Here is a 24,849-nt window from a genome sequence, read left to right on the forward strand (position 1 = left end):
CACAATGGCAGCGATCGAGGTGAGGCGATGTGCGACGAGTAGCAGATTTCGTGGTGCGCTGGCCGTGGGCGGTCGTGGGGTTGTGGCTCGCGGTGGCGGTCGCGCTGCCGCTGACGTCCCCGTCCCTGGGTGAGATGGCTCAGCAGCATCCGCTGTCGATCCTGCCGCACGACGCACCGTCCAGCGTCACCGCCCGGAAGATGACCGAGGCCTTTCACGAATCGGGTTCCGAGGACCTGCTGCTGGTCGTCCTCACCGACGACAACGGGCTCGGCCCCGCCGACGAGGCGGCCTACGCCAAGCTGGTGGACGCCCTGCGCCGGGACACCCGGGACGTGGTGATGCTGCAGGACTTCCTCAGCACGCCGGCATTGCGATCGGTCGTCACCAGTTCCGACCATAAGGCGTGGGTGCTGCCCGTCGGCGTCGCCGGCGAGATCGGCACCCCGCGGTCTGACACCGCGTTCCATACCATCGGCGACATCGTCGACCGGACCCTCAAGCAGGCCCCCGCCGGCTCGCATCTGAGCGCCAACCTCACCGGACCCGCGGCGACCGTCGCGGACCTGACGGTCGCGGGGGCGCAGGATAGGATGCCGATCGAGCTGGCGATCGGGGTTCTGGTGCTGCTCGTGCTGCTGGTGATCTACCGCAGCGTGGTCACGATGCTGCTGCCGTTGCTGACGATCGGGGTGTCGCTGGTCATCGCGCAGGCGGTGGTTGCCGCGTACTCACAGCTGACCGGTGCGGGCGTCTCCAACCAGTCCATCGTGTTCCTCAGCGCCATCATGGCCGGCGCCGGAACGGATTACGCGGTGTTTTTAATCAGCCGCTATCACGACTACCTGCGGTCGGGCGCGGCCCCCGACGAAGCGGTCAAGCGCGCGATGGTGTCCATCGGGAAAGTCATCGGCGCGTCCGCCGCCACCGTCGGCGTGACGTTTTTGCTCATCAGCTTCGCCCGCATGGGTGTGTTCAAGACCGTCGGGGCGTCGTCGGCGATCGGCATCGGCGTCGCGTTCCTGGCCGCGGTGACGTTGCTACCCGCGGTCCTGGTGCTCGCGGGACCCCGCGGCTGGGTGCGGCCGCGGCGCGAGTTGACCGCCCGCTTCTGGCGCCGTTCCGGCATCCGCATCGTCCGCCGGCCGCGGGCACACCTGCTCGCCAGCGTGCTGGTGCTGATCGTGCTGGCCAGTTGCGCGGGCCTGGTGCGCTACAACTACGACGACCGCAAGGCCCTGCCTTCGTCGGCGCCCAGCTCGGTCGGGTACGCCGCGCTGGACCGCCATTTTCCGGTGAATCAGTCGATTCCCGAATACATCCTGATCCAGTCGCCGCGGGACCTGCGTACGCCGAAGGCCCTGGCGGACTTGGAACAGCTGGCCGACCGCGTCAGTCAGCTGCCGAATATCGCTGCGATCAGCGGCATTACGCGTCCCACCGGCCACGTGCCGGAACAGTTCCGGGCGACGTATCAGGCCGGCGCCATCGGCACCCTGCTGGCCGGCGGGTCCACCATGATCAACGACCACGTGGGCGACCTCAACCGGCTGGTCGCCGGCGCCGGCACGCTGGCCAACAACCTCGGCGACGTCCGCGGCCAGATCACCCAGCTCGCCGCCAGCGTGCAGGAAGTGGACAGCGCCTTCGCCTCGGCGAAGGGCCAGTACAGCGGCGATGCGCTGGTCCGGCAGGTCGACCTGGCGGCCCAGCTCGTCGACCACGTCAACTCGCTGAGCAACGCCATGGGCTGGAACTTCACCGCCGCCAAGAACATGTTCGCCTGGATCGGCCCGGTGCTGACGGCTCTGCAGGGCAACCCGGTCTGCGACGCCGACCCATCGTGCAGCAGCACGCGCGGGACGTTCGAGCAGCTGCTGGCCTCGCGAGACCAGGCGGACCTGGACGCCATCAACGATTTGGCACATCAGCTGCAGGATTCCCCGGACAAGAAGGCCCTGAAGGCGTCGACCGACCGACTGCGTGGCGCTTTGGCCAAGCTCACCACGGTGCTGCGCTCGATGGGAATGGACAAACCCGGTGGGTTGCAAGCGAACCTGAACAGCGTGCAGGACGGCGCGGGGCGCCTCGCCGGCGGCAGCCGCCAATTGGCCGACGCGGTGGCGCAACTCGTCGACCAAGTCAAGCAGCTCGGTGCGGGCCTCAGCGAGTCGGCGACGTTCCTGTTGTCGCTCAAGCGCGACGCGGCCCAGCCGGCGATGGCCGGCTTCAACATCCCACCGCAGCTGCTGCACCTCGAGGAATTCCAGAGGGCGGCCAAGGTGTTCATCTCGCCCGACGGCCACTCGGTGCGGTATTTCGTTCAGACGAAGCTCAACCCGTTCAGCACCGAGGCGATGAACCAGGTCAACGCGATCACCGCGGCCGCGCGCAGCGCGCAGCCGAACACCGCGCTGTCGGACGCCACGGTGTCGATGGCGGGCTACACCGTCGGCCTGAAAGACACCCGAGACTACTACGAACACGACATCCGGTTCATCATCGCCGTCACCCTGCTGGTCGTGTTCGTGACGTTGATCGCGCTGCTGCGTGCCATCGTCGCGCCGGTGTATCTGGTTGCCTCCGTGGTCATTTCGTATCTGTCCGCGGTCGGCATCGGCGTACTGGTGTTTCAGTATCTGCTGGGCCAGCAGCTGCATTGGAGTGTGCCCCCGCTGGCGTTCGTGGTGCTGGTCGCGGTGGGGGCCGACTACAACATGCTGCTGGTGTCGCGCATGCGTGAGGAGTCTCCGAACAGCATGCGCTACGGCATCATTCGCACCCTGGGGTCGACGGGCGGGGTGATCACCGCGGCGGGTTTGATCTTTGCCGCCTCGATGGGCGGCCTGCTCTTCTCCAGCATCGGCACCGTCGTCCAGGGCGGACTCGTGATCGGCGTGGGAATTTTGCTGGACACCTTCCTGGTGCGCACCGTCACGGTGCCGGCCATCGCCGCGCTGGCGGGGCGCGCCAACTGGTGGCCGTCCCGGGTAGGCGCGCGGTCGTCGAGGCGACGCGCCGAGCCGCAACACAATTAGCGCATGCACATGACCTGTGTGAAACTACGAGGCGAATCCGAGCGGGCAGGATCAGAGATGAAGAGATTACTTTCGACGGTCACCGCCCTGGCAACCGTCGCTGCCACAGGGTGTTTCGGCGTGAACACTGCGACGGCCGACGACACGCCCATCGGCGGTCCGCCGACGCCGGGCGCGCCCGGAGACCAGACCGCGTACGCGCTCGGCGGCGCCCACGTCGCGGGCATCCCCTACGACGAGTACATCCGCCAAGAGGGCGCCCAATGGTTTCCCGGCCAGAAGCGGGACATCGTCCCTTACCCGGCGGGCCAGATTCAGGGGCACGTGCTGGAGCGGCTTTTCCCCGGCATCGGCAAGCTCAACGAGGAGTTCCCGGGGCTGGGGGTGGACGGGCCCAGCATCGGCGAATCGGTCGACCAGGGCATCCCCACGCTCGACGCGGCGATCCGCGCCGGCCGGCCCGGCACGGCGATCGGCCTGTCCGAGGGCGGATTCGTGGTCGACGGTGAGCAGGCGCGGCTGGCGACCGACCCGAACGCTCCCCCGCCGGACAGGCTCAACTTCGCCACCTTCGGCGACCCGATCGGGCATCACGCGTTCGGCCAAAGCTTTTTGACCGCGCTGTTTCCGGTCGGCAGCGTCGTGCCCGCACTCGACTACACCATGCCCCCGCAGTACGAAAGTCAGTACGACACCAACAGATTCGTGGCGGCCTACGACCTGATCGCGGACTTCCCCGATCGCCCGGACAACATGTTCGCCCTCGCCAACACGCTGCTCGGTCTCGCCACCGGTCACACGGCGGTGGCCTTCACCAACCCGAGCATGGTGCCGCCGCAGAACATCAGGACCACGGTCAATTCGCGGGGCGCCAAGGACACCACGATCATGGTGCCGGAGAAGCACCTTCCGCTGGTGATGCCGCTGAAGTACCTCGGCATCGACGAGGGCACGCTGAACAAGCTCGACGCGATCCTGATTCCCCGGGTGAACGCCGGTTACGCCCGCAACGACGACCCCGCCACCGCCCCGGTGCAGGTCGACCCCGTGCACGGCTTCGACCCGGCCCAGGTCATCGCACCGGTCAACCGCGCCGCGCTCGGCGACGGCGACCCGCTGACGCAGGCGCTCGGCGGCGCCACGGCCGCGTTGGCGCCCGGCGCCGGTGAGGCCGGCCACTGACGATCCGACACCTTCGACCGACGAGTTTGGACATGTTGTGACCCTTATGCCGCAGTCGACCATCCTCTCCATGCTGCACGGGCGAGCCCGCCTGCGCCCCAACGACATCGCGTTCACCTTCACCGATTACGCGAAGGACTGGGCGGGGGAGCCCGAAAACGTCACGTGGTCGCAGCTGTCCCGCCGGACGCTGAGCCTGGCCCACGAACTGAGCCTGCACGCGTCGGTCGGGGACCGCACGGTGATTCTGGCCCCGCAAGGCCTCGATTACGTCCTGGCGTTTCTCGGGTCCATGCAGGCCGGGCTCATCGCCGTTCCCCTCCCGCTGCCGCACCGCGGCTCGAACCACGAGCGGGTGGGCGCCGTCTTCGCCGACACCTCGCCGGCCGTGGTCCTCACCACGTCGGCGGTCGCGCAGGACGTCGGTGACTATGTCGACCAGTCGCCCCTGGACACCGCCCCGAAGCTCATCGAAATCGATGCGCTGAACTTGGACGTCGACGCCCAAAACAGCGTTGCGGCAATCGATCTGCCGAGCATCGCCTACCTGCAGTACAGCTCCGGTTCGACGCGCACGCCCGCCGGGGTGATGATCTCGCACCGCAACCTGCAGGCGAACTTCGAGCAGCTGATGCGCGGGCTGTTCACCGATTGTGGCGTCACGGCGCCGCCGAACGCCACGATCGTCTCCTGGTTGCCCTTCTACCACGACATGGGCCTGGTGCTGGGGGTCTGCGCGCCGATCCTCGCCGGCTACCGCGGCGTGCTGAGCAGCCCCGTCTCGTTCCTGGAGAGGCCGGCCCGCTGGGTGCGCTCGCTCGCCGAGCACCCGCAGGCGTTTTCGGCGGCGCCGAACTTCGCGTTCGACCTGGCCGCCCGCAAGACCAGCGACGACGACCTGGCCGGGCTGGACCTCGGCGGGGTGGTCGGCATCATCAGCGGCGCCGAACGGGTCGAGCCCGCGACCCTGCGGCGGTTCGTCGATCGCTTCGCGCACTTCAACTTTCGTGACCACATGGTGCGCCCCTCCTACGGTCTGGCCGAGGCGACGGTCTTCGCCGCCGCCGGTACCTGGGACGAAGCAGCGCCCCCCGCCCGCTTCGACGTGGCGGAGCTGTCCGCGGGTCGGGTGCGCCGCGCCAAGGGCGCCAGCAGCACCGCGCTCGTCAACTACCGGGTCCCGCAATCCCCCACGCTGCGCATCGTCGACGCCGACACCGGCCGCGAGTGCCCGCAGGACGTGGTGGGCGAGATCTGGTTGCACGGCGACAACGTCGCCGAGGGGTATTGGCGCAAACCCCCGCAGGAACAGGCCTGCTTCGGGGCGACGCTGGTCGAACCGTCCGTCGGCACGCCCGCAGGCCCGTGGCTGAAAACCGGTGACCTCGGTTTCCTGTCGAACGACGAGCTGTTCATCGTCGGGCGCATCAAGGATCTGTTGATCATCCGCGGGAGCAACCACTACCCCGAGGACATCGAGGCGACGGTCCAAGAGATCACCCGGGGCCGCGTCGCCGCGATCTCCGTTCCGGTGAGCAGCACCGAGAAGCTGGTCACGGTCGTCGAGCTGAAGAAGCAGGGCCGGTCCTCCGAGGAGGCGGCGCACTGGCTCAGCCGGGTCAGGACCGACGTGACGTCGGCGATCTCCAACGCGCACGGCCTGAACGTCGAGGACCTGGTGCTGGTGTCGCCCGGGTCCATCCCCACCACCACCAGCGGCAAGATCCGGCGCGCCGCCTGCGCCGAGCAATACCGCCGGGAGCAGTTCACCCGCCTGGACGCCTGAGCGGGCCGGGCCGCGATCAGCTCTCGGCCGGCTGCCCGGAGTCGCCGGAACCCTGGTCGTCCGTCGGATCCTCGACCACCTGGTAGGTGGGATCGACCATCCCCAGTTCGCGGCCCGACTCGCGGGCCTCGCGCTGCCCGGCGTAGCGGGCCTTGCCGGTGATGCGCAACACCTGCCCCGGCTGGATATCGGCGCCGCCGTGGCCCGGGCGGAAGGTCACGGTCAGCTCGCCGCTGCTGTCCCCGACGACCACCTGGCGGCGCGTGCGGCCCCGCTCGGTCACGTCCTCGACCTCGCTGACCCGTCCCTCGATGATGGCGCGCTGGCCGGAGATGAGGCCGGCCACCAGGATCGTCGACGGTGACCGCTCGGGGTGTTCGTAGGCGTCGACCTTCCGGTCCTCGTCCTGGGACACCCACGCCTCGAGCTTGTCGATCTCCTGGGCGATGCGCTGCTCCAGGGTGTCGGGATAGGCGGCCCGGATCCGGGATTCGACGTCGTAGGGCACGATCGTCGCCGCGGCGTCGGGAATCAGGCTGACCGCCCGGGAGATCTTGTCGGCCGTGCGGTCGTGCAGCAGCCGGCCCAGCAGGCGCGCGAAGGTGCGGCGCGGCAGCAGCACCGTCACGTTGGTGTCCGGCTGTTCGTCGCGGACCTTGGCGACCATCAGCTGCGCGGACCGGATGATCCGCCGGTCGGGGCAGTCGACGATGCGCAGCGGCGTATCGAGGCCGAAGTGGTCCCAGCGCTTGCGCAGGTGCGCGGCGTGCGCGGGGTCCACCATGAAGTGCACGGCCAGCAGGTCGTCGGCCCGCAGGCCCCTGCCGTAGCGCAACGCCTCGATCACCGCGAGGTCCACCGAGTCGATGAACACCAGCACCCGGTGCCGCGCATATTTGGTCAGCTCCGGACGGTCCGTGCGGAACATCTCGAGAATGGCCGCCTCGGCCCGGTATTCGCGGTTGAGCCGCATCAGCAGGAACACCAGCAGCGGGAAGACGACCACCACCAACCAGGCACCCTCGGTGAACTTGGCCACCGCGAAGATGCCCACCACGACCGTGGACAGGACGGCCGCGGAGAGGTTGATGGCCAGCCGCCGGCGCCAGCCCGGCTCGCGATGGGTGAGGTGGTGTTTGGTCATGCCGTAGCCGGCCATCGCGAACCCGGTGAAGACGCCGATCGCGTAGAACGGCACCAGCGCGTTGACCGAACCGCCGGTCACCACGAGCAGCAGCACCGAGAGCGCGGCCAGCGTCAGGATCCCGTTCGAAAACACCAGGCGGTGGCCGCGTTTCATCAGCTGCCGCGGCAGGAAGCGGTCCTCGGCGACGAAGCTGGCCAGCGCCGGGAAACCGTTGAAGCTGGTGTTGGCGCCGGTGAACAGGATCGCGGCGGTCGCCGCCTGCACCAGGACGAAGAAGACGTTGCCCACGGCGCCGTTGCCGAACACGGCGCGCCCGATCTGCGACAGCACCGAGGGGTATTCGGTCAGGTACGGCGTCGCGTGGGTGACGTGGGCCAGGTAGGCGACGCCGGCGAGCAGCAGGCCCAGGATGACGGCCATCGCGGTGAGCACCCGGCGGGCGTTGCGGCCCTGCGGTTTTCGGAAGTAGTCGACCGTGTTGGAGATGGCCTCGACCCCGGTCAACGACGACCCGCCGTTGGCGAACGCCCGCAACAGCACCAGCACCGTGGCGCCGAGCACCAGGCCGTTGCCCTGGTGCACCGGCACCGTGCCGGGCAGGTGTTCGGCGTCGTAGGTCGGGAGGTTGCCCAGGGCCGCGCGGACGATGCCGACCACGATGGTGGTCCCCACCATGACGACGAAGGAGTAGGTGGCCACGGCGAACGGCAGCCCCGCCTCCTTCAGTCCGCGCAGGTTCGCGTAGCAGATGGCGAGCACCACGCCGACGGTGAGTTCGAGGCTGTAGGGGCCCAGCGCGGGGATCGCGGACACCACCGCGACCGTTCCGGCCGCGGATTGCACCGCCACGGTGACCACGTAGTCGATCAGCAGCGCCGCGGCGGCGACCTGGGCCACCCGGGGCCCGAAGTTGTCGCGGGCGACGATGTAGGAGCCACCCGCCCGCGTGTAGGCCATCACCACCTGCCGGTAGGACGCCGCGACCAGCACCAGGATGAGCAGGATGACACCCGTGATGGGCAGCAGCAGCGCGAACGCGGCCAACCCGGCGTGCGGCAGCAGCTCGATCAGGATCTGCTCGGGGCCGTAGGCCACCGACGACACGGCGTCGGGTGAAAGCGCGCCCAACGCAACGCCGTTGGACAGCTTCTCGGACGCGATGTCCTCGGTGATCAGCGGCTTGCCGAGAAACACGCGCTTGACGATGTCGCCCACCGATAAGGGGATCTGCAGCTTGCCGGCCGAAGTTGTCACGACCACCGTCCTCGGGGTTGCCAACGAAACGCTTCGGCAAGCATTCTGCACGGCGCCGCGCGCCCGGACGGTACGCGGGCCGGGCGGCGGGTCGGCGCCGCTCAGGCCAGTCGCTGCACCGCGGCTGCGATCCGCTCGTCGTCGGCGGTCAGCGCCACCCGCACGTGCCGGGCCCCGGCGGGGCCGTAGAAGTCACCCGGCGCCACCAGGATGCCGCGCTCGGCCAGCCACGCGACGGTGTCCGCGCACGGCTCGTCGCGGGTCGCCCACAGGTACAGGCCCGCCTCGGAGTGGTCGACGGTGAAGCCGGCCGCCCGCAGCGCGGGCAGCAGGGCGGCCCGCCGCCGTTCGTAGCGCTCCCGCTGCAGCCGCTCGTGGGCGTCGTCGTCCAGGGCCGCCACCATGGCCGCCTGGACCGGCGTCGGCACCATCATCCCGGCGTGCTTGCGCACCGCCAGCAGCTCGGCGATCAACCCGGGATCCCCCGCGACGAACCCGGCCCGGTAACCCGCCAGCGACGAGCTCTTGGACAGCGAGTGGATGGCGAGCAGCCCGGTGTGGTCACCGTCGCAGATCGACGGGTGCAGCACCGAGAGCGGCTGGTCGTCCCACCCCAGGCCCAGGTAGCACTCGTCGGAGGCGACCACGGCGCCGCGGTCGCGGGCCCAGCCGACCACCTTGCGCAGGTGGTCGGCGCCCAGCACCCGACCGGTCGGGTTGCTCGGCGAGTTCAGGTACAGCAGAGCGGGCGATTGCGGCCCCAGCTGGGTCAGCGAGTCGGCGCGCAGAATCCGCGCGCCGGCCAGTCGCGCGCCGACGTCGTAGGTGGGGTACGCCAGCTCGGGCACCGCGACCATGTCGGCCGGGCCCAGGCCCAGCAGCGTGGGCAGCCAGGCGATGAACTCCTTGCTGCCGATCACCGGCAGCACGGCGGCCTCGGTCAGGCCGCTGATGCCGAAACGGCGGTGCAGCGCGGCGACCGCCGATTCCCGCAGCCGGGCGGTGCCGACGGTGGCCGGGTATCCCGACGCCCCGGCCGCGGCCGCCAGCGCCTCTTGGATCAGCGGCGCCACCGGGTCGACGGGGGTGCCGACGGAGAGGTCGACGATGCCGTCCGGATGGGCGTTGGCCCGCGCCTTCGCGCCGGCCAGCGTGTCCCACGGGAACTCCGGCAGCGACGCGGACACCGCCCCGCGGCGGGGCCGTGCGGCCGCCTGGCGTTCGTGCAGCACCGGTCCGCTCAGTCGCCTTCGCCCTGCGGCGGCAGGTCCTTGACGGCCTGCGGGTCGTTGTCCGTCTGGCCGACCTTGGCGGCCCCGCCCGGCGACCCCAGCTCGGTGAAGAAGTCGGCGTTGATCTGGGTGTACTGGCTCCACTGCTCCGGCACGTCGTCTTCGTAGTAGATCGCTTCCACCGGGCAGACCGGCTCGCAGGCTCCGCAGTCGACGCATTCATCGGGGTGGATGAACAGCATCCGCGCGCCCTCGTAGATGCAGTCGACCGGGCACTCCTCGATACACGCCTTGTCCTTGATGTCGACACAGGGTTCGGCGATCGTGTACGTCACAGACGTCTCCTCCATGTACTTGCGGGTCTGGCGGGCTGATGAACCAGGCACGTCGGCTGGCACCGGCGCTGCCGGGGCGCTTCGGCCAAGCTCTCGGTTACTGATACTAGACGTTGCACATACACGTCAACCACCTCGCCACGCCCGACGCTATCCGGTTTCAAGACCGACAGTCTCGCGCTGCGGGCGGATACCCCGTTTCGCCGAGCGCGAACACCCGAATGCGGCCGCTGACCTGCGGGTAATAGTCCGCGCGGTCAGCCCCTGCGGATCCGTTGCGTTGCGAAGCCGTCCGCGGGGCCTGGTAATCTCGACCGGAAGACGGCAACCGCTGGGCAGATGTCGTCGCCTTTATAGCGGTGCATTACTTGGGGAAGGTGTCCACATCATGAGGCTGTCGTTTACCAAATTGACCGTCGCCGTCGGGAGCGCGGCGGTGGCGTTGACCGCCGCGTCCGGGATCGCGTCCGCGGACCCGGCCGACGCGATCATCAACACCACGTGCAACTACGGGCAGGTGATCGCTGCGCTGAACGCGACCGACCCGGCCGCCGCCGCCCAGCTCAACAACTCGCCGATCGCGCAGTCCTACATCCGCAACTTCCTGGCCTCGCCGCCGCCGAAGCGCCAGCAGATGGCTCAGCAGATCCAGGCGATGCCGTCGGCGCAGAAGTACTACGACGACATCAACCAGGTCGCCGTCACCTGTAACAACTACTGAGCCGTTCGCGCCCGGCGCGACCTCAGTCAGTAACCGGCCAGCAGGCGCCGGACCCGCCCTAGGGTGTCGGGTCCGGCGCTGCTGCGTATCCGGCCGGGATCGGCGGGCTTGCACCCCCACAGCAGTAACACCCGCGCGGCCGCGTCGGTGTGCAGCGTGGCGGGCCCGATGGGCGCGGCGAACCCGAGGGTTGCCCCGTCGTCGTCGGCGCTGATCGAGACGTCGTCGGTGCCCGCGACGCGTAGCCGGGCGTCGACCCGCTCCCCGGGCCGCAAGGCCTGCGCACCCTTGCGCAGCAGCGGCCGCCCGACCGCCGTCACGCTGTGCGTCGTCATCCACGGTTCGGCCAGCGCCGCGTGGAACGCCGTGGGGCCCGCGGTGTCCCCGGTGATGTCCCAGCCGTGCAGCACCAGTTCCTGGCGCATGTGCTCGGCGAACCAGGGCACCTTCATCGTGCGGCCGGTCCAGGCGACGTCGGTGTCGGCGGGGACCTCGTCGGCCGCCACCGCGACCCGGTTCAGCCGCGCCATCCGCTCCTCCAGGGCACCCCACAGTTCGGCGTCACCGAGGGCGCGCAGCGGCGCCTCGCGTTCTTCGAAGCCGCGGGTGCCGACGGGCTCGCCGTTCAGGTGGGCGCCCAGCACCCGGGCCAGTTCCTCGGCCGTGCCCGCCTGGTGAATGACGACGTCGCGGACCGTCCAGGCGTCGCACCAGGTGCGGCGTCGGGACCGCGCCGCTGCGCCGCGTCGAGGAAGGGGTGCCACTCCGGGAACCGGTCGTGGTCGATCTGCTCGGTCACGCCTCCGGTATACCCGGGGCGTCCGACAGCGTCGGCGCTACGCCGCCAACGGGGTGTAGTCGGTGGTGCGCTGCCGCGCGGGGCGCCCGATGCCCTGGGCGATCGCGGTCAGCTCCTCGACGGTCTTCGACGAGCCGTGCTCGGACCCGGCCATCCGCGAGATGGTCTCCTCCATCAGCGTGCCGCCCAGGTCGTTGGCGCCGCCGTTGAGCATCACCCGGCTGCGCTCGACGCCCAGCTTGACCCAGCTGGTCTGGATCTGGGAGATGCGGCCGTGCAACATGATTCGCGCCAGCGCGTGCACCGCCCGGTTGTCGCGGTGGGTCGGCCCCGGGCGGGCGGCGCCGGCCAGATACAGCGGGGAACTCTGGTGCACGAACGGCAGCGGGACGAACTCGGTGAAACCGCCGGTGCGGTCCTGGATGCCGCGCAGCACGTTGAGGTGGCCGATCCAGTGACGCGGGGAGTCGACGTGTCCGTACATCATGGTCGACGACGAGCGCAGGCCGACCTCGTGCGCGGTGGTCACGATGTCGATCCACTCGGAGGTCGGCAGCTTGCCCTTGGTCAGCACCCAGCGGACCTCGTCGTCGAGGATCTCGGCGGCCGTGCCGGGGATGGTGTCCAGCCCGGCCTCGCGCAGGCCGATCAGCCACTCGCGCACACTCAACCCGCTCTTGGTGACGCCGTTGGCGATCTCCATCGGCGAGAACGCGTGCACGTGCATCGACGGCACCCGCGCCTTGACGGCACGGACCAGGTCGGCGTAGCCGGTGACCGGCAGCTCGGGGTCGATGCCGCCCTGCATGCACACCTCGGTGGCGCCCTGGACGTGGGCCTCCCACGCGCGCTGGGCGACCTCGTCGGTGGACAGCGAGTACGCGTCGGCGTCGCCCTTGCGCTGCGCGAACGCGCAGAACCGGCACCCGGTGTAGCAGATGTTGGTGAAGTTGATGTTGCGGTTGACCACGAAGGTCACGTCGTCCCCGACGGTGTCCCGGCGCAACGAATCGGCAAGCGCGGTAACGGCTTCCAATGCGGGCCCGTCGGCGGTCGCCAGCGCCAGGTACTCGTCGTCGGAGCAGCCCGCCGGGTCGCGTTCGGCGGCCCGCAGCGCAGCCAGGACGTCGGTGTCCAGGCGTTCCGGCGCTGTGGCGCCCTGGGCGGCCAGTTCGTGCACGTGCGCGCGGATCGACTCCCAGTCCCCGAACGCGCTGTCGACGTCGCTGCGGGTGTCGGTGTGGCGGCCCTCGGTGTCGATCGCCGCGTTGAGGTCCGCGCGGCCCACGGTGCCCACGTCGTCGGGCTCCTGCCACGGCAACCCCGCCGGGTTGACGTCGCGCGCCAGGCCGGTCGCCGGATCCGCGAGCGCCGTGACGTGGCCCCGCACCCGCGGATCGATCCAGGCGGCGCCCGCCTGCACGTACTTGGGCTGCGCGGTCAGCCGCTGCACCAATTCGTAACCGGCCTCAGCGGTGACCGCGGCCAACTCCTCCAGCGCGGGCCACGGCCGCTCGGGGTTGACGTGATCGGGCGTCAGGGGCGAAACACCGCCCCAGTCATCGACTCCCGCGCCGATCAGCGCCAGGCACTCGGCGCGCGACACCAGGTTCGGCGGCGCCTGGATGCGCATGCCCGGACCCAGGACCAGGCGGGCCACCGCGACCGTCGCCAGGTAGTCCTCGATCCCCGCGTCGGGGACCGCGGCCATCGCGGTGTGCTCCTTGGCCCGGAAGTTCTGCACGATCACTTCCTGCACGTGCCCGAACTCCTTGTGCGACTTGCGGATCGCATGCAGCGTGTCGGCGCGTTCGGCCAGGGTCTCGCCGATGCCGACCAGCAGACCGGTGGTGAACGGGATCGAGAGCCGGCCCGCGTCGGTCAGGGCGCGCAGCCGGACGGCCGGGTCCTTGTCCGGGCTGCCATAGTGCGCAAGGCCTTTGGTCTCGAACAGGCGCCGCGACGTGGTCTCGAGCATCATGCCCATCGACGGCGCCACCGGCTTGAGCCGCGCCATCTCCGACCAGCTCATGACGCCGGGATTCAGGTGCGGCAGCAGCCCGGTCTCCTCGAGCACCCGGATCGCCATGGCGCGCACGTAGGCCAGCGTGGAATCGTAACCGCGTTCGCCAAGCCACTCCCGCGCCTCCGGCCAACGCTCCTCCGGCCGGTCGCCGAGCGTGAAAAGGGCTTCCTTGCAACCCAATTCGCCGCCGCGGCGGGCGATCTCGAGAATCTCGTCGGGCTCCAGGTACATGCCGGCGCCGCGGGCGCGCAGTTTGCCCGGCACCGTCACGAACGTGCAGTAGTGGCAGTTGTCGCGGCACAGGTGGGTGATGGGGATAAACACCTTGCGCGAGTAGGTGATCGGCAGCAGCCCGCTCGCGGCGCGCCGGCCTGCCGACTCGAGGCCGGCGTCGCGCACCCGCGCCGCGCTCGCGCACAGGTCCGCCAGGTCGGCACCGCGCGCGGTCATCGCGATCGCGGCCTCGTCGACGTTGAGCGCGACGCCGTCGCGGGCGCGCCGCAGCACGCGCGCGCGCGACGGCGTCGCTTTCACGGCCGCCCCAGCATCCGTCCCGGCGGCGACCGCGGCGGGAAAGGCAGGATCAGGCAGGGCGGTAGGTTCCTCGCCCGGAGTCAGCAGCACCTTCGTGTAACTTCCCCACGATCGAATTTCATCCGCGCGTCCCAACATGTGAACTCGTGGCACCCGGGCCGGGTCCCGGCCGGGCAACAGTCAACAGTAGCGCCCTGCCCGCGACCCCGATCGGGTGACGGCGGGGCCCACCGTTGCCGCACGTCAGCCGAGTTGGTTGCGCCGCCACAGCACCCAGACCGGCGGCGCCACCCCGAGCACGATCAGCAGCAGGGCCCCGTAGGCGAACAGGCCGCTGCCGCCCAGGATGACGTCGTCACCGGGGCCGCCCATGCTGATCACCGCCACGGTCAGCAACCACGTCCACAGGGGCAGCGCCGCCACCCGCGGCGACCGGGTCCAGCGTCCCGCGGCCCACACGAGGGCCGCGTTGAGCAGCCCGCTGAGCAGCCCGCTGATCGGAAATGGGACCGCCCCGAGGTACGACGGCAGCAGCAGGGCCCCGGCGAGTGCGGAAAGGATTCCGTCGACCGCCAGCAGGGCCAAGACAACGAAGCGGATGGCGGGATCTGTGGCGCCGGCGTCGTCCAGCGACGCGGCGCGCGGCTTGGTTTCGGTCAGGTCGGGACGCTGTCGATGTTGGACAGTATCGAGCCGATCACCCACTGCAGGCTGTCGAGCCGGTCCTGCCAGTGCTGCTGATTAGGGTCCAGGTCGGGGTCCATGCGAATTCCTTCCGTGGCTGCCTGACTCGCAGCCTACCGCGTCGGCGCGGCGGCCAGGTCCACCCCGGCGAGCAGATCGGTCTCCCAGCCGCGCTGGTCGCGCTCCCCCGCCGTGCCCGCGGCCAGCACGTAGTGCTCTTCGGCGACGATGGGCAGCGCCACGTTGTTCGACAGCGCGCAGGCGCGGCCGGTCGGACCGACGACCACCTGGGTGGCGTGCGCCGCCAGCGCCGCGGCCTTCGCCTCGCGGGCGGCCGGGCCGGCCTCGACGACGGCGTGGATGTCGGCGTCGGCGTAGCCGAACGTGAACTCCTCGGGCGGCGCAAGCGTCCACTCCGGCCGCAGGTCCTGTTCGGTCAGCGCCGCCACCGCCGGCAGGAAGGTGCTGGACGCGAAGACCGACCAGTAGAACTTCGGCACCTGCCACGGCGCGCCCGGGAAGTCACCGGTGGCCGCCGCCGCGACGGCGGCCACCGTCACGGTGTGGGCGTGCACGTGGTCGGGATGGCCGTAGCCGCCGCCCGGGTCGTACGTCACCACCACGTGGGGTCGCTGCTCGCGGATGATCGCGACGAGCGCGCCGACGGCCTCGCGTTCGTCGGCGTCGATGAAGCGGACGTGCCGGCGCGCGGGGGTCCCGCGCATCCCGGAGTCGCGCCAGCGGCCCGCCCCGCCCAGGTACTGCGGCTCCCCGGCGCCCAGCGCGCGCAGCGCCGCGGTGAGCTCGCCGATCCGGTAGCCGCCCAGCTGATCCGCCCGGTCCACGGCCAGCTGGGCCCACCGCTCACCGATCACCTCGCCCTCCTCGCCGAGCGTGCAGGTCACCACCCGGACCTGGGCCCCCAGCGCGGCGTAGTGGGCGATGGTGGCGCCGGTGCCGAGGCTCTCGTCGTCGGGATGGGCGTGCACGAACAGCAGGCGGGGCGTCTCGGGCATGGACGCACCCTACCGATGGCGCCGCGAGCGCCGCTGCGCCCACGGCGCGGGCCAGATAGGAACGCGCACGAATACTATCGAGGGATGCCGCAGTGCACCGGGACGGCTGGCGGCCGCAGCCGCCGGCGGGGCGAGGTCCTCGAACGCGCCCTCTACGAGGCGACCCTGGCGGAGCTGACGGAGGTCGGGTACGGCGGGCTGACCATGGAGGGCATCGCGGCGCGGGCGCACACCGGCAAGGCCGCGCTGTACCGCCGCTGGGACACCAAGTGCGAGCTGGTGCACGCCGCCCTGGTGTTCGCGCTGCCGCCCGCGCCCGAGCTGCGCGCGGGCCGCTCGGCCCGCGCGAACCTGTTGACGCTGTTCGTCGCGCACTGCGACGTCTTGGCCGGCAAGACCTGCTTTCCGGGGCTGCGCGTCATCCAGCAGCTGATGCACGAGCCCGAGATGCGGGAGATCTTCGCCCACGCGGTGGTGGGCCCGCGGCTCAGCCTCGTCGAATCGGTCCTGCGCTCCGCGATCGACGACGGCGATCTCGACCCGGGGACCGTCAACGAATTCACGGCGAGCATCGGCCCGGCGCTGATCAACCATCATTTCCTGCTCACCGGGGAGCCGCCCTACCGCCGGCAACTGGAACTGATCGTCGACACGGTCATCCCGCCCCGCGGCCGCTGAGCGTCAGGGCCCGGTCTTGATCCACTGGCCGGCGTCGCCGACGATGCCGACCGGCACCGCCCCCGAGAGGCTGACGTTCTCCACGCTGGGGCCGGCGGCCACGATGGTGGTGTCCTGCAGGATCGGCAGCACCGTTGCCATGTTCCACAGCCGCGGTTCCACGGCGGTGATCACGTCGTTGATGTTCTTGGTGCCGTTGAGGGCCGCGTCGATGTTCGACTGCAGGCTGCGGTCGCAGATGCCGGTGAGGTTCGACGGCGCCTGCACCAGCGCGTTGGGGTCCGGCGGCCTGCTGGGCGGCGGGGCCGGAGTGGACGACGCCGGCGCCGGAGCGCCCGAGGGCCGCGCGGAGCCCGGGCCGGTCGTCGCGGCCGGCGTAGTCGAGCCGCTGGGCGGCGCGGTGGCGGTGGTCGTCGGCACCTGGGTGGACTCCAGCGCGGGGCAGCCGTAGCGCGAGGCCAGCCGCGTCGCCAGGTTGCCGCCGGCCTGGTGCCAACCCACGATCGCGTCCACGCGGTTGTCGGCCAGGGCGTCGCGGTAGAGCGTCACGGGATCCAGCGCGAGCACCGTCGCGGCGATGCCGACGTTGCGCAGCTGGTCGGCGGCGGTGTTGGCGACGGCGACCGACGTCGGGTCGTTGGCGGCCACGCCCATCACCAGCGACAGCTGCTGGCCGTCCCTGCTGATCCGGCCACGGATGACCTCGGGCGGTGCGGTGCTCCCCGGCGTCGGCGCGGGCGACGCCGACGGGTTCTTCTCCACCTTGTATCCGGATTCCTCCAGCAAGGCCAGCGCGGCCTGCGTCGTCATCGCGGGCGGCGCGGTCGGCTCGTAACCGGGATCGCTCGGCGCGCGGATCTGCGCCTGGTCCAGGGTGACCGTGTTGTCGCTGCCCGCGCCGACGGCGGCGAGCAGGTCGACGTCGAGGAGCCCCAGGATCGCCTTGCGCACCTGCGAATCGGCCAGCTTGGCCTCGTTGGCGCGCAGCGTCAGCTGCATCACCCGCGGCGTCACGATCCGGGCGGTGCGCACGTCGGGAATGGCCGACAGCTGCGCGAAGGCCGCCGAGCCGCCGTGCACCTGGGCGACCTGGGTGTCACCGTTGCGCACGGAGTCGGCCAGCGCGGCGGGCGCGCCGGCGCGGCGGAACAGGATCAGCGCCGGCTTGGCCGGTGGGCCCCAGTAGCGGTCGTTGCGGGCGACCAGGATCTCGTCGCGCTGCGGGTCGATGCTTTCCACCCGGAACTGGCCCGCCGTCACCGGCAGGGCGCGGGCCAGGCCCGCCGCGAAACCGCCGGGCACGTCCTTGACGATGTGCGCCGGCAGGATGTTGCTGAACAGCTCCTTCCACGCCGGGTAGGGCTGGGAGAAGGTGACGACGGCCTGCTTGGCGCCCTCCAGGGACTGCACGCCGGTGATCAGGTCGTACCCGGCGGGGTCGACGACGCCGGGTTGGCTGACCATCTGATGCCACAGGTACCAGAAGTCGTCGGCGGCAACGGGGGCGTTGTCGGTCCACTGCGCCTCGGGCCGGATCTTGTAGGTGACGGTGAACGGGTTCTGGTTGGTCACCTCGGCCGACACCAGCAGCGACGAGTCCATCTCCCAGCGCGAACCGGTCGGCGAGTTCGGGTCGGGCACCGGGCGGAAGGCGCTCGGCAGCACCAGCGCGCTGATCGCCGCGTTCACCGGGGACAGGTCGGACAGCAGGTGCGGGTTGAAGCCGGCACCGATCGAGTCGATGCCCATGATGATCTGGGTGACCCGCGGCGGCGGCGGGGGCGAATTGTGCGGCGTGTCCGTGCTCTGCGGCGCCGGCGGCGGGTTGACCGTGCACGCCGAGAGCGCCAGCCCCGCCACCGAGACGGCCGCGCCGGCCGCCATCAGGTAGCGGCGGACGCGTCGTGGCACGCTGCTCAGGGTATCGAGCAGGTGCCCGGCAGCCCGTCCGGCCACGCGGCGTTAGCCCCGGGCCTTGGCCCGCGACCTGCTGCGGGCCCGGGAGGTGGCGTCCAGCTCGACCTTGCGCACCCGCACGATCTCCGGGGTGACCTCCACGCATTCGTCGGACGCGCAAAACTCCATCGCCTGCTCCAGGTCCAGCTCGAGAGGCCGGGCCAACGTCTCGATGACGTCCGCGGTCGACGACCGCATGTTGGTGAGCTTCTTCTCGCGGGTGACGTTGATGTCGAGATCCTCGGCGCGCGGGTTGATCCCGACGACCATGCCCTCGTAGGTGTCCTGGCCCGGCTCGACGAAGAATTGGCCCCGGTCGGCGAGCTGGATCATGGCGAAGGGCGTGATGGTGCCCGCGCGGTCGGACACCAGCGACCCGGTGTGGCGCGCCCGGATCTCGCCGGCCCACGGCCGGTAGCCGTCGAACACGGCGTTGGCGATGCCCGTGCCGCGGGTCAGGGTGAGGAAGTCGGTGCGGAACCCGATCAGCCCGCGGCTGGGCACGATGAAGTCCATCCGGACCCAGCCCGCCGCGTGGTTGGTCATCTCCTCCATCCGGCCCTTGCGGGCGGCCATCAGCTGCGTGATGGCCCCGACGAATTCCTCGGGGCAGTCGATGGTGATCGCCTCGAACGGCTCGTGCAGCTTGCCGTCGATGGTCCGGGTCACGACCTGCGGCTTGCCCACGGTGAGCTCGAAACCCTCCCGGCGCATCTGTTCCACCAGCACGGCCAGGGCGAGCTCGCCGCGGCCCTGCACCTCCCAGGCGTCGGGCCGGCCGATGTCGACCACCCGGATCGACACGTTGCCGACGAGCTCCTGGTCGAGCCGGTTGCGGACCATTCGCGCGGTCAGCTTGTGGCCGGACACCTTGCCCGCCAGCGGGGAGGTGTTGGTGCCGATGGTCACCGAGATCGCCGGCTCGTCGACGGTGATGCGCGGCAGCGCGTGGGCGTGGTCCGGGTCGGCCAGCGTGTCGCCGATCATGATCTCGGGCAGCCCGGCCACCGCCACGATGTCGCCGGCGACCGCCTCGTCGGTGGCGCTGCGCTCGACGCCCTCGGTCGCCAGCAGCTCGGTGATCTTGGCGCTGGTGATGACCGGCAACCCGTCGACCTCGCGCATCCACGCGACCTGCTGGCCCTTGCGCAGTTTGCCGTTGTAGATGCGGATCAGGGCGAGCCGGCCCAAAAACGCCGACGCGTCGAGGTTGGTGACCAGCGCCTGCAGCGGCGCCTCGGGATCCCCCGACGGCGGCGGGATGTGCTCCATCAACACCTCGAATAGCGGGTCGAGGTTGTCCCCGGCGGGCACCTCGCCGTCGGCGGGCTGCTCGGTGCTGGCGATGCCGGCGCGGCCGGACGCGTACAGGGTCGGCAGGCCCAGCGCGTGCTCGGCGGCGGCGGCCGCCTCGTCGTCGAGATCGGAGGCGACGTCGAGCAGGAGGTCATGGCTGGCCTCGACGACCTCGGCGATGCGGGCGTCGGGCCGGTCGGTCTTGTTGACCACGAGGATCACCGGCAGGTGCGCGGCCAGCGCCTTGCGCAGCACGAAGCGGGTCTGCGGCAGCGGGCCCTCGGACGCGTCGACCAGCAGCAGCACCCCGTCGACCATCGACAGGCCGCGCTCCACCTCGCCGCCGAAGTCGGCGTGGCCGGGCGTGTCGATGACGTTGATCACCGTGACGGTGCCGTCGGGGTTGTGCCGGTGCACGGCCGTGTTCTTGGCCAGGATGGTGATGCCTTTTTCCTTCTCCAGGTCACCGCTGTCCATGATGCGTTCCTGGGTGTCGTCGCCCCGGTGCGTCAGCGCGCCCGATTGCCGCAGCATGGCATCGACCAGGGTCGTTTTTCCGTGGTCGACGTGGGCGACGATGGCGACGTTGCGAAATGACACGTCGGAGATTGTGGCAGCGGGGACGGCGGATAGCGAACCGGCAGGTTGGTCGGTCGCCGCTCGGGTGTGCGTCCAGGGCGGTGTAGCGCGGTGTTTCACCGCCCTGAGCGCACGCCGAAAGCCCACGACGCACGCCCGATGCGAGCCCGGCTACCAGCCTCTGCGGCGCGGCGGCGATCAGACCCGTTCGCCTTCGCGGCCACCTCGCGGCTGCGGTGCACCCTGTGGCGCCGGAACAGGGACTCGGTCGGCGCGCCGACGATGTGCAGCGGCCGGGTGAACGGCGGGGCCTCAGTGCGGCTAGATGCCGCCCGGAAACTCGTCGACTCGGGACGGCGTGGCCAGCAACGCGTCGGTGAGGGCGCCGAGCCACGCGCGGTCGGCGGGCACCCAATCGACGTCGGGCAGTTCGGCCGCCGTCACCCAGCGCAGCGCCCGGTGCTCGTGCGCGCGGGGCGCGCCGCCGCGCAACCGCACACGGTAGGCGCGCAGCGTCATCGCGGCGCCCAGCGCGACGTCCTCGCCCAGCCGGTGACCGACCTCGACGTCGCGGGTGTCCAGGCCCAGCTCCTCGGACAGTTCGCGGGCCAGCGCGGCGGGCTCGGTCTCGCCGGGAGCCACCTTGCCGCCGGGCAACTCCCAGCGGCCCGCCAGGGCCGGCGGCCGGTCCCGTTGGGCGATCAATAGCGTGCGGTCGCCGATGACGGCGCCCGCGACGACGATCTGCGTGGGCATGGCCAGTGACGGTAGCCCGCCGGGCACGCCGCTCGCGCTACTTGGCCAGGGTGAACTGGTTGACGTCGATGTAGCCGGTCCGGAACGCGTCGGCGCATCCGGTCAGGTACTTCATGTACCGGTCGTAGACCTCTTCGGACTGGATCTGGATGGCCTCGTCGCGGCGGGCCAGCAGGGCCTCCGCCCAACGGTCCAGCGTCCGGGCGTAGTGCAGTTGCAGCGATTGCCGGCGGTTGAGGTTGAAGCCCATCTTCGACGCGTGGAACTCGACCATCTCGATGGGCGGCAGCTGGCCGCCCGGGAAGATCTCGGTGCCGATGAAGTTGGTGAAGCTGGCCACCTCCTCGGTCATCGGCAGGCCCTTCTCGGCCATCTGGTCCGGGGTCAGCATGGTGATGGTGTGCAGCAGCATCACGCCGTCGTCGGGCAGGACGCTGTAGGCCTTCTGGAAGAAGTCGTCGTAGCGGTCGTACCCGAAGTGCTCGAACGCGCCGATGGACACGATCCGGTCGACGGGTTCGTCAAATTGCTCCCAGCCCTTGAGCAGGACACGCCGGCTGCGCGGGGTATCCAGGGAGTCGAAGAGGCGCTGGACGTGGGCGGCCTGATGCTCCGACAGGGTGAGCCCGATGACGTTGACGTCGTATTTCTCCAGCGCACGACGCAGCGTGCTGCCCCAGCCGCAGCCGACCTCCAGCAGCGTCATCCCGGCCCGCAAGCCCAGCTTGCCCAACGACAGGTCGATTTTGCGGATCTGCGCCTCCTCGAGGGAGATGTCGCGCAGCCGGTCCCAGTAGGCGCAGCTGTAGGTCATCGTGGGGTCGAGGAACAGCCGGAAGAAGTCGTCGGACAGGTCGTAATGGGCCTGCACCTCTTCGAAGTGCGGCGTCAGGTTTTCTGCCATGGCGGCCGGTCGCCTTTCCACGTTGAAGGGCCATTCAGCTGACTAACGAGTGGACCGGACAGCTGGTTCACCATGGCTTCCCGAATACGCCACCCTGAAACCCTGGTGCGCCGCGGCTGTAGCGTGGACGCCAGCTGACCGGGGGCGCTGTGCGAAAGAGGTGACCAGCAATGGCCGTGTTGACCGACGAGCAGGTGGACGCCGCGCTGGCCGACCTCGACGGCTGGGAGCGCCGCGACGGCGCGCTGCGGCGGGCGGTCAAATTCAAAGCCTTCCTCGACGGCATCGACGCGGTGCGCCGCGTCGGCGAGCGCGCCGAAAGCGTGGACCATCATCCCGACATCGACATCCGTTGGCGCACAGTCACTTTCGCCTTGGTGACACACTCCGAGGGCGGCATCACCGAAAAGGACCTCGCGCTGGCGCGCGACATCGACGGGATCGTCGCCGGCTAATCGCGCCGGCCGGTGGCCGCGATCCAGCCCAGCGTCGCCACGGCCGCCGCGATGTAGACCAGGCCCGCCCAGGCGAGGTACCACGGCCGGCTGATCTGCCAGATGGTCGGCTGGGCGAAGCTCAGCAACCACGGAACCCCCACCACCGTCAAGGCCAGCCAGCCCCACCCCACGATCCGGGCGCCCGGCCGCCGCCGCGGCGGCCCGTGCAGCGCCCACACCATCAGCGGCACCAGCCACACCCAGTGGTGGGTCCACGAGATCGGCGAAAGCAACAGCCCGAACAACTCGACCACCAGCAACCTGCCCAGCCGGTCGGAGGTGTCCAGCGCCCGCCAGGCGAGCGCCGCCAGCGCTGCGGTGGCGGCGATCGCGATCAGCAGCGGCGCGCCGAAGCCCACGTCGTGGCCCAGGATGCGCGAAAGTCCGCCGCGCCACGACTGATTGAACGACGTCGCGATGGGCCCCACCCGGTGCGCGTCACCCAGCAGGTCGGAAAAGTAGTACCGCGTCTGATCGCCGACGACGATCGCTGAAATGCCCACGGTGGCAACGAAAACGACCGCCGAGAAGGCCGCCGCGGCCCATCGCCGGGCGCCCAGCAGGTACAGGCCCGCGATCGCGGGGGTCAACTTGATGCCGGCCGCCACCCCGACCAACAGCCCCGAGAGCCACCACCTGCTGGTGTAGACCGCCCACAACACCGCCAGCATCAGCCAGACGTTCACCTGGCCGTAGTCGAAGGTGCTGCGCAGCGGCTCGATCCAGATGGCGATCGCCGTCCACAGCATCGCGAGCCGACGCCCGCCGGCGTGCCCCATGATCCGCTGGCTGAGGCGGATCGCGCCGTAGAGCGCGGCCATCGTCGTTAGCTGCCAACCGAAGGCGACAAGCCCAAAAGGCAACAGCTGCAACGGATAGAACACGACGGCGGCGAACGGCGGGTAGGTGAAGGGCAGCGGGAAATCCGGCGTCTGGTCGGCGTAGACGTAGCTGTACAGGGTGCCGGGATGGTTCAGCGCGGCCGCCCCGCCCAGATAGACGTGCAGGTCGACGAAGTTGGCGCCGTGCGGCGTCAGGTAGGTCCAGGCCAGCCGGGCGGCGACGCTGGCGACGAGCAGCGCCGGCGCGGCGGCGAGCAGCCGCGCGGCCCGCCGCGGGGTGCGGGGTGCCGCCGCGGCGGCCGAGGTGGTGTCTATCCGCCTGACTTTAGCGAGCCGGCCTCGCGCGCCGGCATCGCGGCTGTTCAGCGCCGTTTTTCCGGCTGGTTACGCCCGGGGGCGGCCGGTGGCTGACGCCGTCGGCCCGCTTGGTCACCGCCGGCACTCGTCTCAATAACGATCAAATAAATGCCACACGTGTCACTCAAGTCCCATCGGTATCAGCCGTAACTTCGGCGCCGGGACCTGTCATCGACAACCAGGGAGAGTCATGCCAACCATCTGGACCTACATGCGCGCAGCCGCCGTCGTCGTCGGTTCGTCCGCAGCACTGCTGACGGGCGGGATCGCCCACGCCGACCCCGTGCCGGCTCCGCCGGTGCCGAACATTCCGCAACAGCTGATCAGCTCGGCGGCCAACGCGCCGCAAATCCTGCAGAACCTTGCCACCGCACTGGGCGCCACGCCGCCGGCCCCGCCGGCCACTCCGGGCATCAGCTTCCCGGGGGTGCCCTCGGCCGCCGCCCCGACGTCGGCGGCCGCGGCGCCCGGTGGACTGCCGTCGATCCCCGGGCTGACCCAGGCCGCGCCGGCCGCCTGCTGGATGATCGGGCTGAGCTGCGAGAGCGCGGGCAGGCCCGGCAGACCGGCGGTCGAGTTGGTTTGCGGAGTCGGCTGCGGCGCCGCCGGGTCAGCCGCCGCGCTCGGGCAAAGCCCGAGCGCGGCGACCGACATGGCGACAGCAGCCAAACCCTTGGACAGGTTTCCAACGATTGCCACTGTGTCCTCCGGTCGTGGGTAGTGGATTAGTCGGTGACGAAACTGATCAGGGCAGGGCGGCCAGGAACGGCGCCGCCGGTCCCGCCGGGCTGGCCGCCGCGGGTGCCGCGGCGGCCACCGGTGCTGCCGCTGCGCCGGGCAGCTGGCTGGTCAGGGCCGTCAGGTCCTGAGGCAGGTTCAGCTGCGGCGGCACGTTCACCGGCAGGCCCGAAGGCATCGCCGGCATGTCGACCCGCGCCTGCGGCAACTGCGGGGCCGGCGGGGTGGCGGGGGCCGCCGGCGCCGACAGGCCCGGGATCGCCGGGAGGCCCGGAATCGCCGACGAGGCGGGTGCGGTCGGCGCGGTCGGCGCCTTCGCGGGGGCCGGCTGCGCGAGGCCCGGCAGCAGGCTGTTCAGTCCCGGAGCGGCGGGAGCCGCGGCGGGCGCGGCCGGCGCGGCCTGGGTCAGCCCGGGGATCGACGGCAGTCGTCTCAATAACGATCAAATAAATGCCACACGTGTCACTCAAGTCCCATCGGTATCAGCCGTAA

The 24,849-nt window shown here is 70.6% G+C and carries 18 protein-coding genes and 2 pseudogenes; 6 read left to right on the top strand and 14 right to left on the bottom strand.

Translation table 11 applies throughout. The annotated features are described in order from the left end of the window. Positions 1-29: 29 nt before the first annotated feature. From A5714_RS10315 to A5714_RS10325, 3 genes are read left to right on the top strand one after another with little or no spacing between them, the layout of a single operon-like run. Positions 30-3,038, top strand: coding sequence for an RND family transporter (locus tag A5714_RS10315; RefSeq protein WP_068285003.1), 3,009 nt, complete (start codon positions 30-32; stop codon positions 3,036-3,038). 57 nt (positions 3,039-3,095) lie between these two features. Then, entirely contained in the window at positions 3,096-4,220 is a 1,125-nt protein-coding gene (pe, locus tag A5714_RS10320; protein ID WP_068069511.1) for an acyltransferase PE, read from the top strand. Between the two features lie 46 nt (positions 4,221-4,266). Continuing rightward, positions 4,267-6,006 (top strand): AMP-binding protein, encoded by a 1,740-nt coding sequence (locus tag A5714_RS10325; protein ID WP_082959675.1) that lies wholly within the window; start codon positions 4,267-4,269, stop codon positions 6,004-6,006. A 16-nt stretch (positions 6,007-6,022) separates the two neighbouring features. Here the strand turns inward: A5714_RS10325 and A5714_RS10330 are convergent, their stop codons facing one another. The 3 genes from A5714_RS10330 to fdxA form a co-directional block, all read right to left on the bottom strand. Further along, positions 6,023-8,407, bottom strand: a complete 2,385-nt coding sequence (locus tag A5714_RS10330; protein WP_068285043.1) for an amino acid permease — start codon at positions 8,405-8,407, stop codon at positions 6,023-6,025. 101 nt (positions 8,408-8,508) lie between these two features. Further along, positions 8,509-9,594 (bottom strand): succinyldiaminopimelate transaminase, encoded by a 1,086-nt coding sequence (gene dapC, locus A5714_RS10335; RefSeq protein WP_068285045.1) that lies wholly within the window; start codon positions 9,592-9,594, stop codon positions 8,509-8,511. Between the two features lie 53 nt (positions 9,595-9,647). Beyond that, on the bottom strand, positions 9,648-9,974 hold the full coding sequence (fdxA, locus tag A5714_RS10340; protein ID WP_068069613.1) for a ferredoxin: 327 nt from the start codon (positions 9,972-9,974) through the stop codon (positions 9,648-9,650). A gap of 388 nt (positions 9,975-10,362) precedes the next feature. On the opposite strand from fdxA, the gene A5714_RS10345 reads away from it, so the two are divergent. Continuing rightward, positions 10,363-10,695 carry a hemophore-related protein gene (locus tag A5714_RS10345; protein WP_068069509.1) on the top strand — a complete coding sequence of 111 codons (333 nt, stop codon included), beginning with the start codon at positions 10,363-10,365 and terminating at the stop codon, positions 10,693-10,695. A gap of 26 nt (positions 10,696-10,721) precedes the next feature. On the opposite strand, the pseudogene A5714_RS10350 reads toward A5714_RS10345, so the two are convergent. The 4 genes and pseudogenes from A5714_RS10350 to mshB all read right to left on the bottom strand — a co-directional run bounded on the left by A5714_RS10350 (position 10,722) and on the right by mshB (position 15,754). Then, positions 10,722-11,494, bottom strand: a pseudogene (locus A5714_RS10350) (maleylpyruvate isomerase N-terminal domain-containing protein). 37 nt (positions 11,495-11,531) lie between these two features. Further along, entirely contained in the window at positions 11,532-14,192 is a 2,661-nt protein-coding gene (locus A5714_RS10355; protein WP_068285007.1) for a bifunctional FO biosynthesis protein CofGH, read from the bottom strand. 105 nt (positions 14,193-14,297) lie between these two features. Further along, positions 14,298-14,759, bottom strand: coding sequence for a hypothetical protein (locus A5714_RS10360; protein WP_068285016.1), 462 nt, complete (start codon positions 14,757-14,759; stop codon positions 14,298-14,300). A 92-nt stretch (positions 14,760-14,851) separates the two neighbouring features. Continuing rightward, on the bottom strand, positions 14,852-15,754 hold the full coding sequence (gene mshB, locus A5714_RS10365; protein WP_068069504.1) for an N-acetyl-1-D-myo-inositol-2-amino-2-deoxy-alpha-D-glucopyranoside deacetylase: 903 nt from the start codon (positions 15,752-15,754) through the stop codon (positions 14,852-14,854). 84 nt (positions 15,755-15,838) lie between these two features. On the opposite strand from mshB, the gene A5714_RS10370 reads away from it, so the two are divergent. After that, the gene (locus tag A5714_RS10370; RefSeq protein ID WP_068069503.1) at positions 15,839-16,432 is read left to right on the top strand and encodes a TetR/AcrR family transcriptional regulator; all 594 of its coding nucleotides are present in this window, start codon (positions 15,839-15,841) and stop codon (positions 16,430-16,432) included. Between the two features lie 3 nt (positions 16,433-16,435). On the opposite strand, the gene A5714_RS10375 is transcribed toward A5714_RS10370, so the two are convergent. The 4 genes from A5714_RS10375 to A5714_RS10390 form a co-directional block, all read right to left on the bottom strand. Beyond that, positions 16,436-18,316, bottom strand: a complete 1,881-nt coding sequence (locus A5714_RS10375) for an ABC transporter family substrate-binding protein (protein ID WP_197513633.1) — start codon at positions 18,314-18,316, stop codon at positions 16,436-16,438. 78 nt (positions 18,317-18,394) lie between these two features. Continuing rightward, positions 18,395-20,284 carry a translational GTPase TypA gene (typA, locus tag A5714_RS10380; protein ID WP_068285030.1) on the bottom strand — a complete coding sequence of 630 codons (1,890 nt, stop codon included), beginning with the start codon at positions 20,282-20,284 and terminating at the stop codon, positions 18,395-18,397. Between the two features lie 300 nt (positions 20,285-20,584). Then, complete coding sequence (locus tag A5714_RS10385) at positions 20,585-21,019, bottom strand: (deoxy)nucleoside triphosphate pyrophosphohydrolase (protein ID WP_068285033.1); 435 nt, start codon at positions 21,017-21,019, stop codon at positions 20,585-20,587. Positions 21,020-21,056: 37 nt separating this feature from the next. Next, the gene (locus A5714_RS10390) at positions 21,057-21,923 is read right to left on the bottom strand and encodes a cyclopropane mycolic acid synthase family methyltransferase (RefSeq protein ID WP_068285035.1); all 867 of its coding nucleotides are present in this window, start codon (positions 21,921-21,923) and stop codon (positions 21,057-21,059) included. A 170-nt stretch (positions 21,924-22,093) separates the two neighbouring features. Here A5714_RS10390 and A5714_RS10395 point away from each other — a divergent pair, with 170 nt between their 5' ends. Continuing rightward, the gene (locus A5714_RS10395; RefSeq protein WP_068069493.1) at positions 22,094-22,378 is read left to right on the top strand and encodes a 4a-hydroxytetrahydrobiopterin dehydratase; all 285 of its coding nucleotides are present in this window, start codon (positions 22,094-22,096) and stop codon (positions 22,376-22,378) included. On the opposite strand, the gene A5714_RS10400 is transcribed toward A5714_RS10395, so the two are convergent. The 3 genes and pseudogenes from A5714_RS10400 to A5714_RS10410 all read right to left on the bottom strand — a co-directional run bounded on the left by A5714_RS10400 (position 22,375) and on the right by A5714_RS10410 (position 24,793). Continuing rightward, on the bottom strand, positions 22,375-23,628 hold the full coding sequence (locus A5714_RS10400; RefSeq protein WP_068285037.1) for a mannosyltransferase: 1,254 nt from the start codon (positions 23,626-23,628) through the stop codon (positions 22,375-22,377). The two genes, A5714_RS10395 and A5714_RS10400, sit on opposite strands and share 4 nt — an antisense overlap. 498 nt (positions 23,629-24,126) lie before the next feature. Continuing rightward, a pseudogene (locus A5714_RS27590) lies at positions 24,127-24,318 on the bottom strand (hypothetical protein); the annotation flags it as partial. Positions 24,319-24,364: 46 nt separating this feature from the next. Further along, entirely contained in the window at positions 24,365-24,793 is a 429-nt protein-coding gene (locus A5714_RS10410) for a hypothetical protein (RefSeq protein ID WP_231975863.1), read from the bottom strand. Positions 24,794-24,849: the final 56 nt, after the last annotated feature.

Origin of the sequence: Mycobacterium sp. E2462 (assembly GCF_001672685.1) — a bacterium.
In the GTDB taxonomy this organism is placed as follows: Bacteria; Actinomycetota; Actinomycetes; order Mycobacteriales; family Mycobacteriaceae; genus Mycobacterium.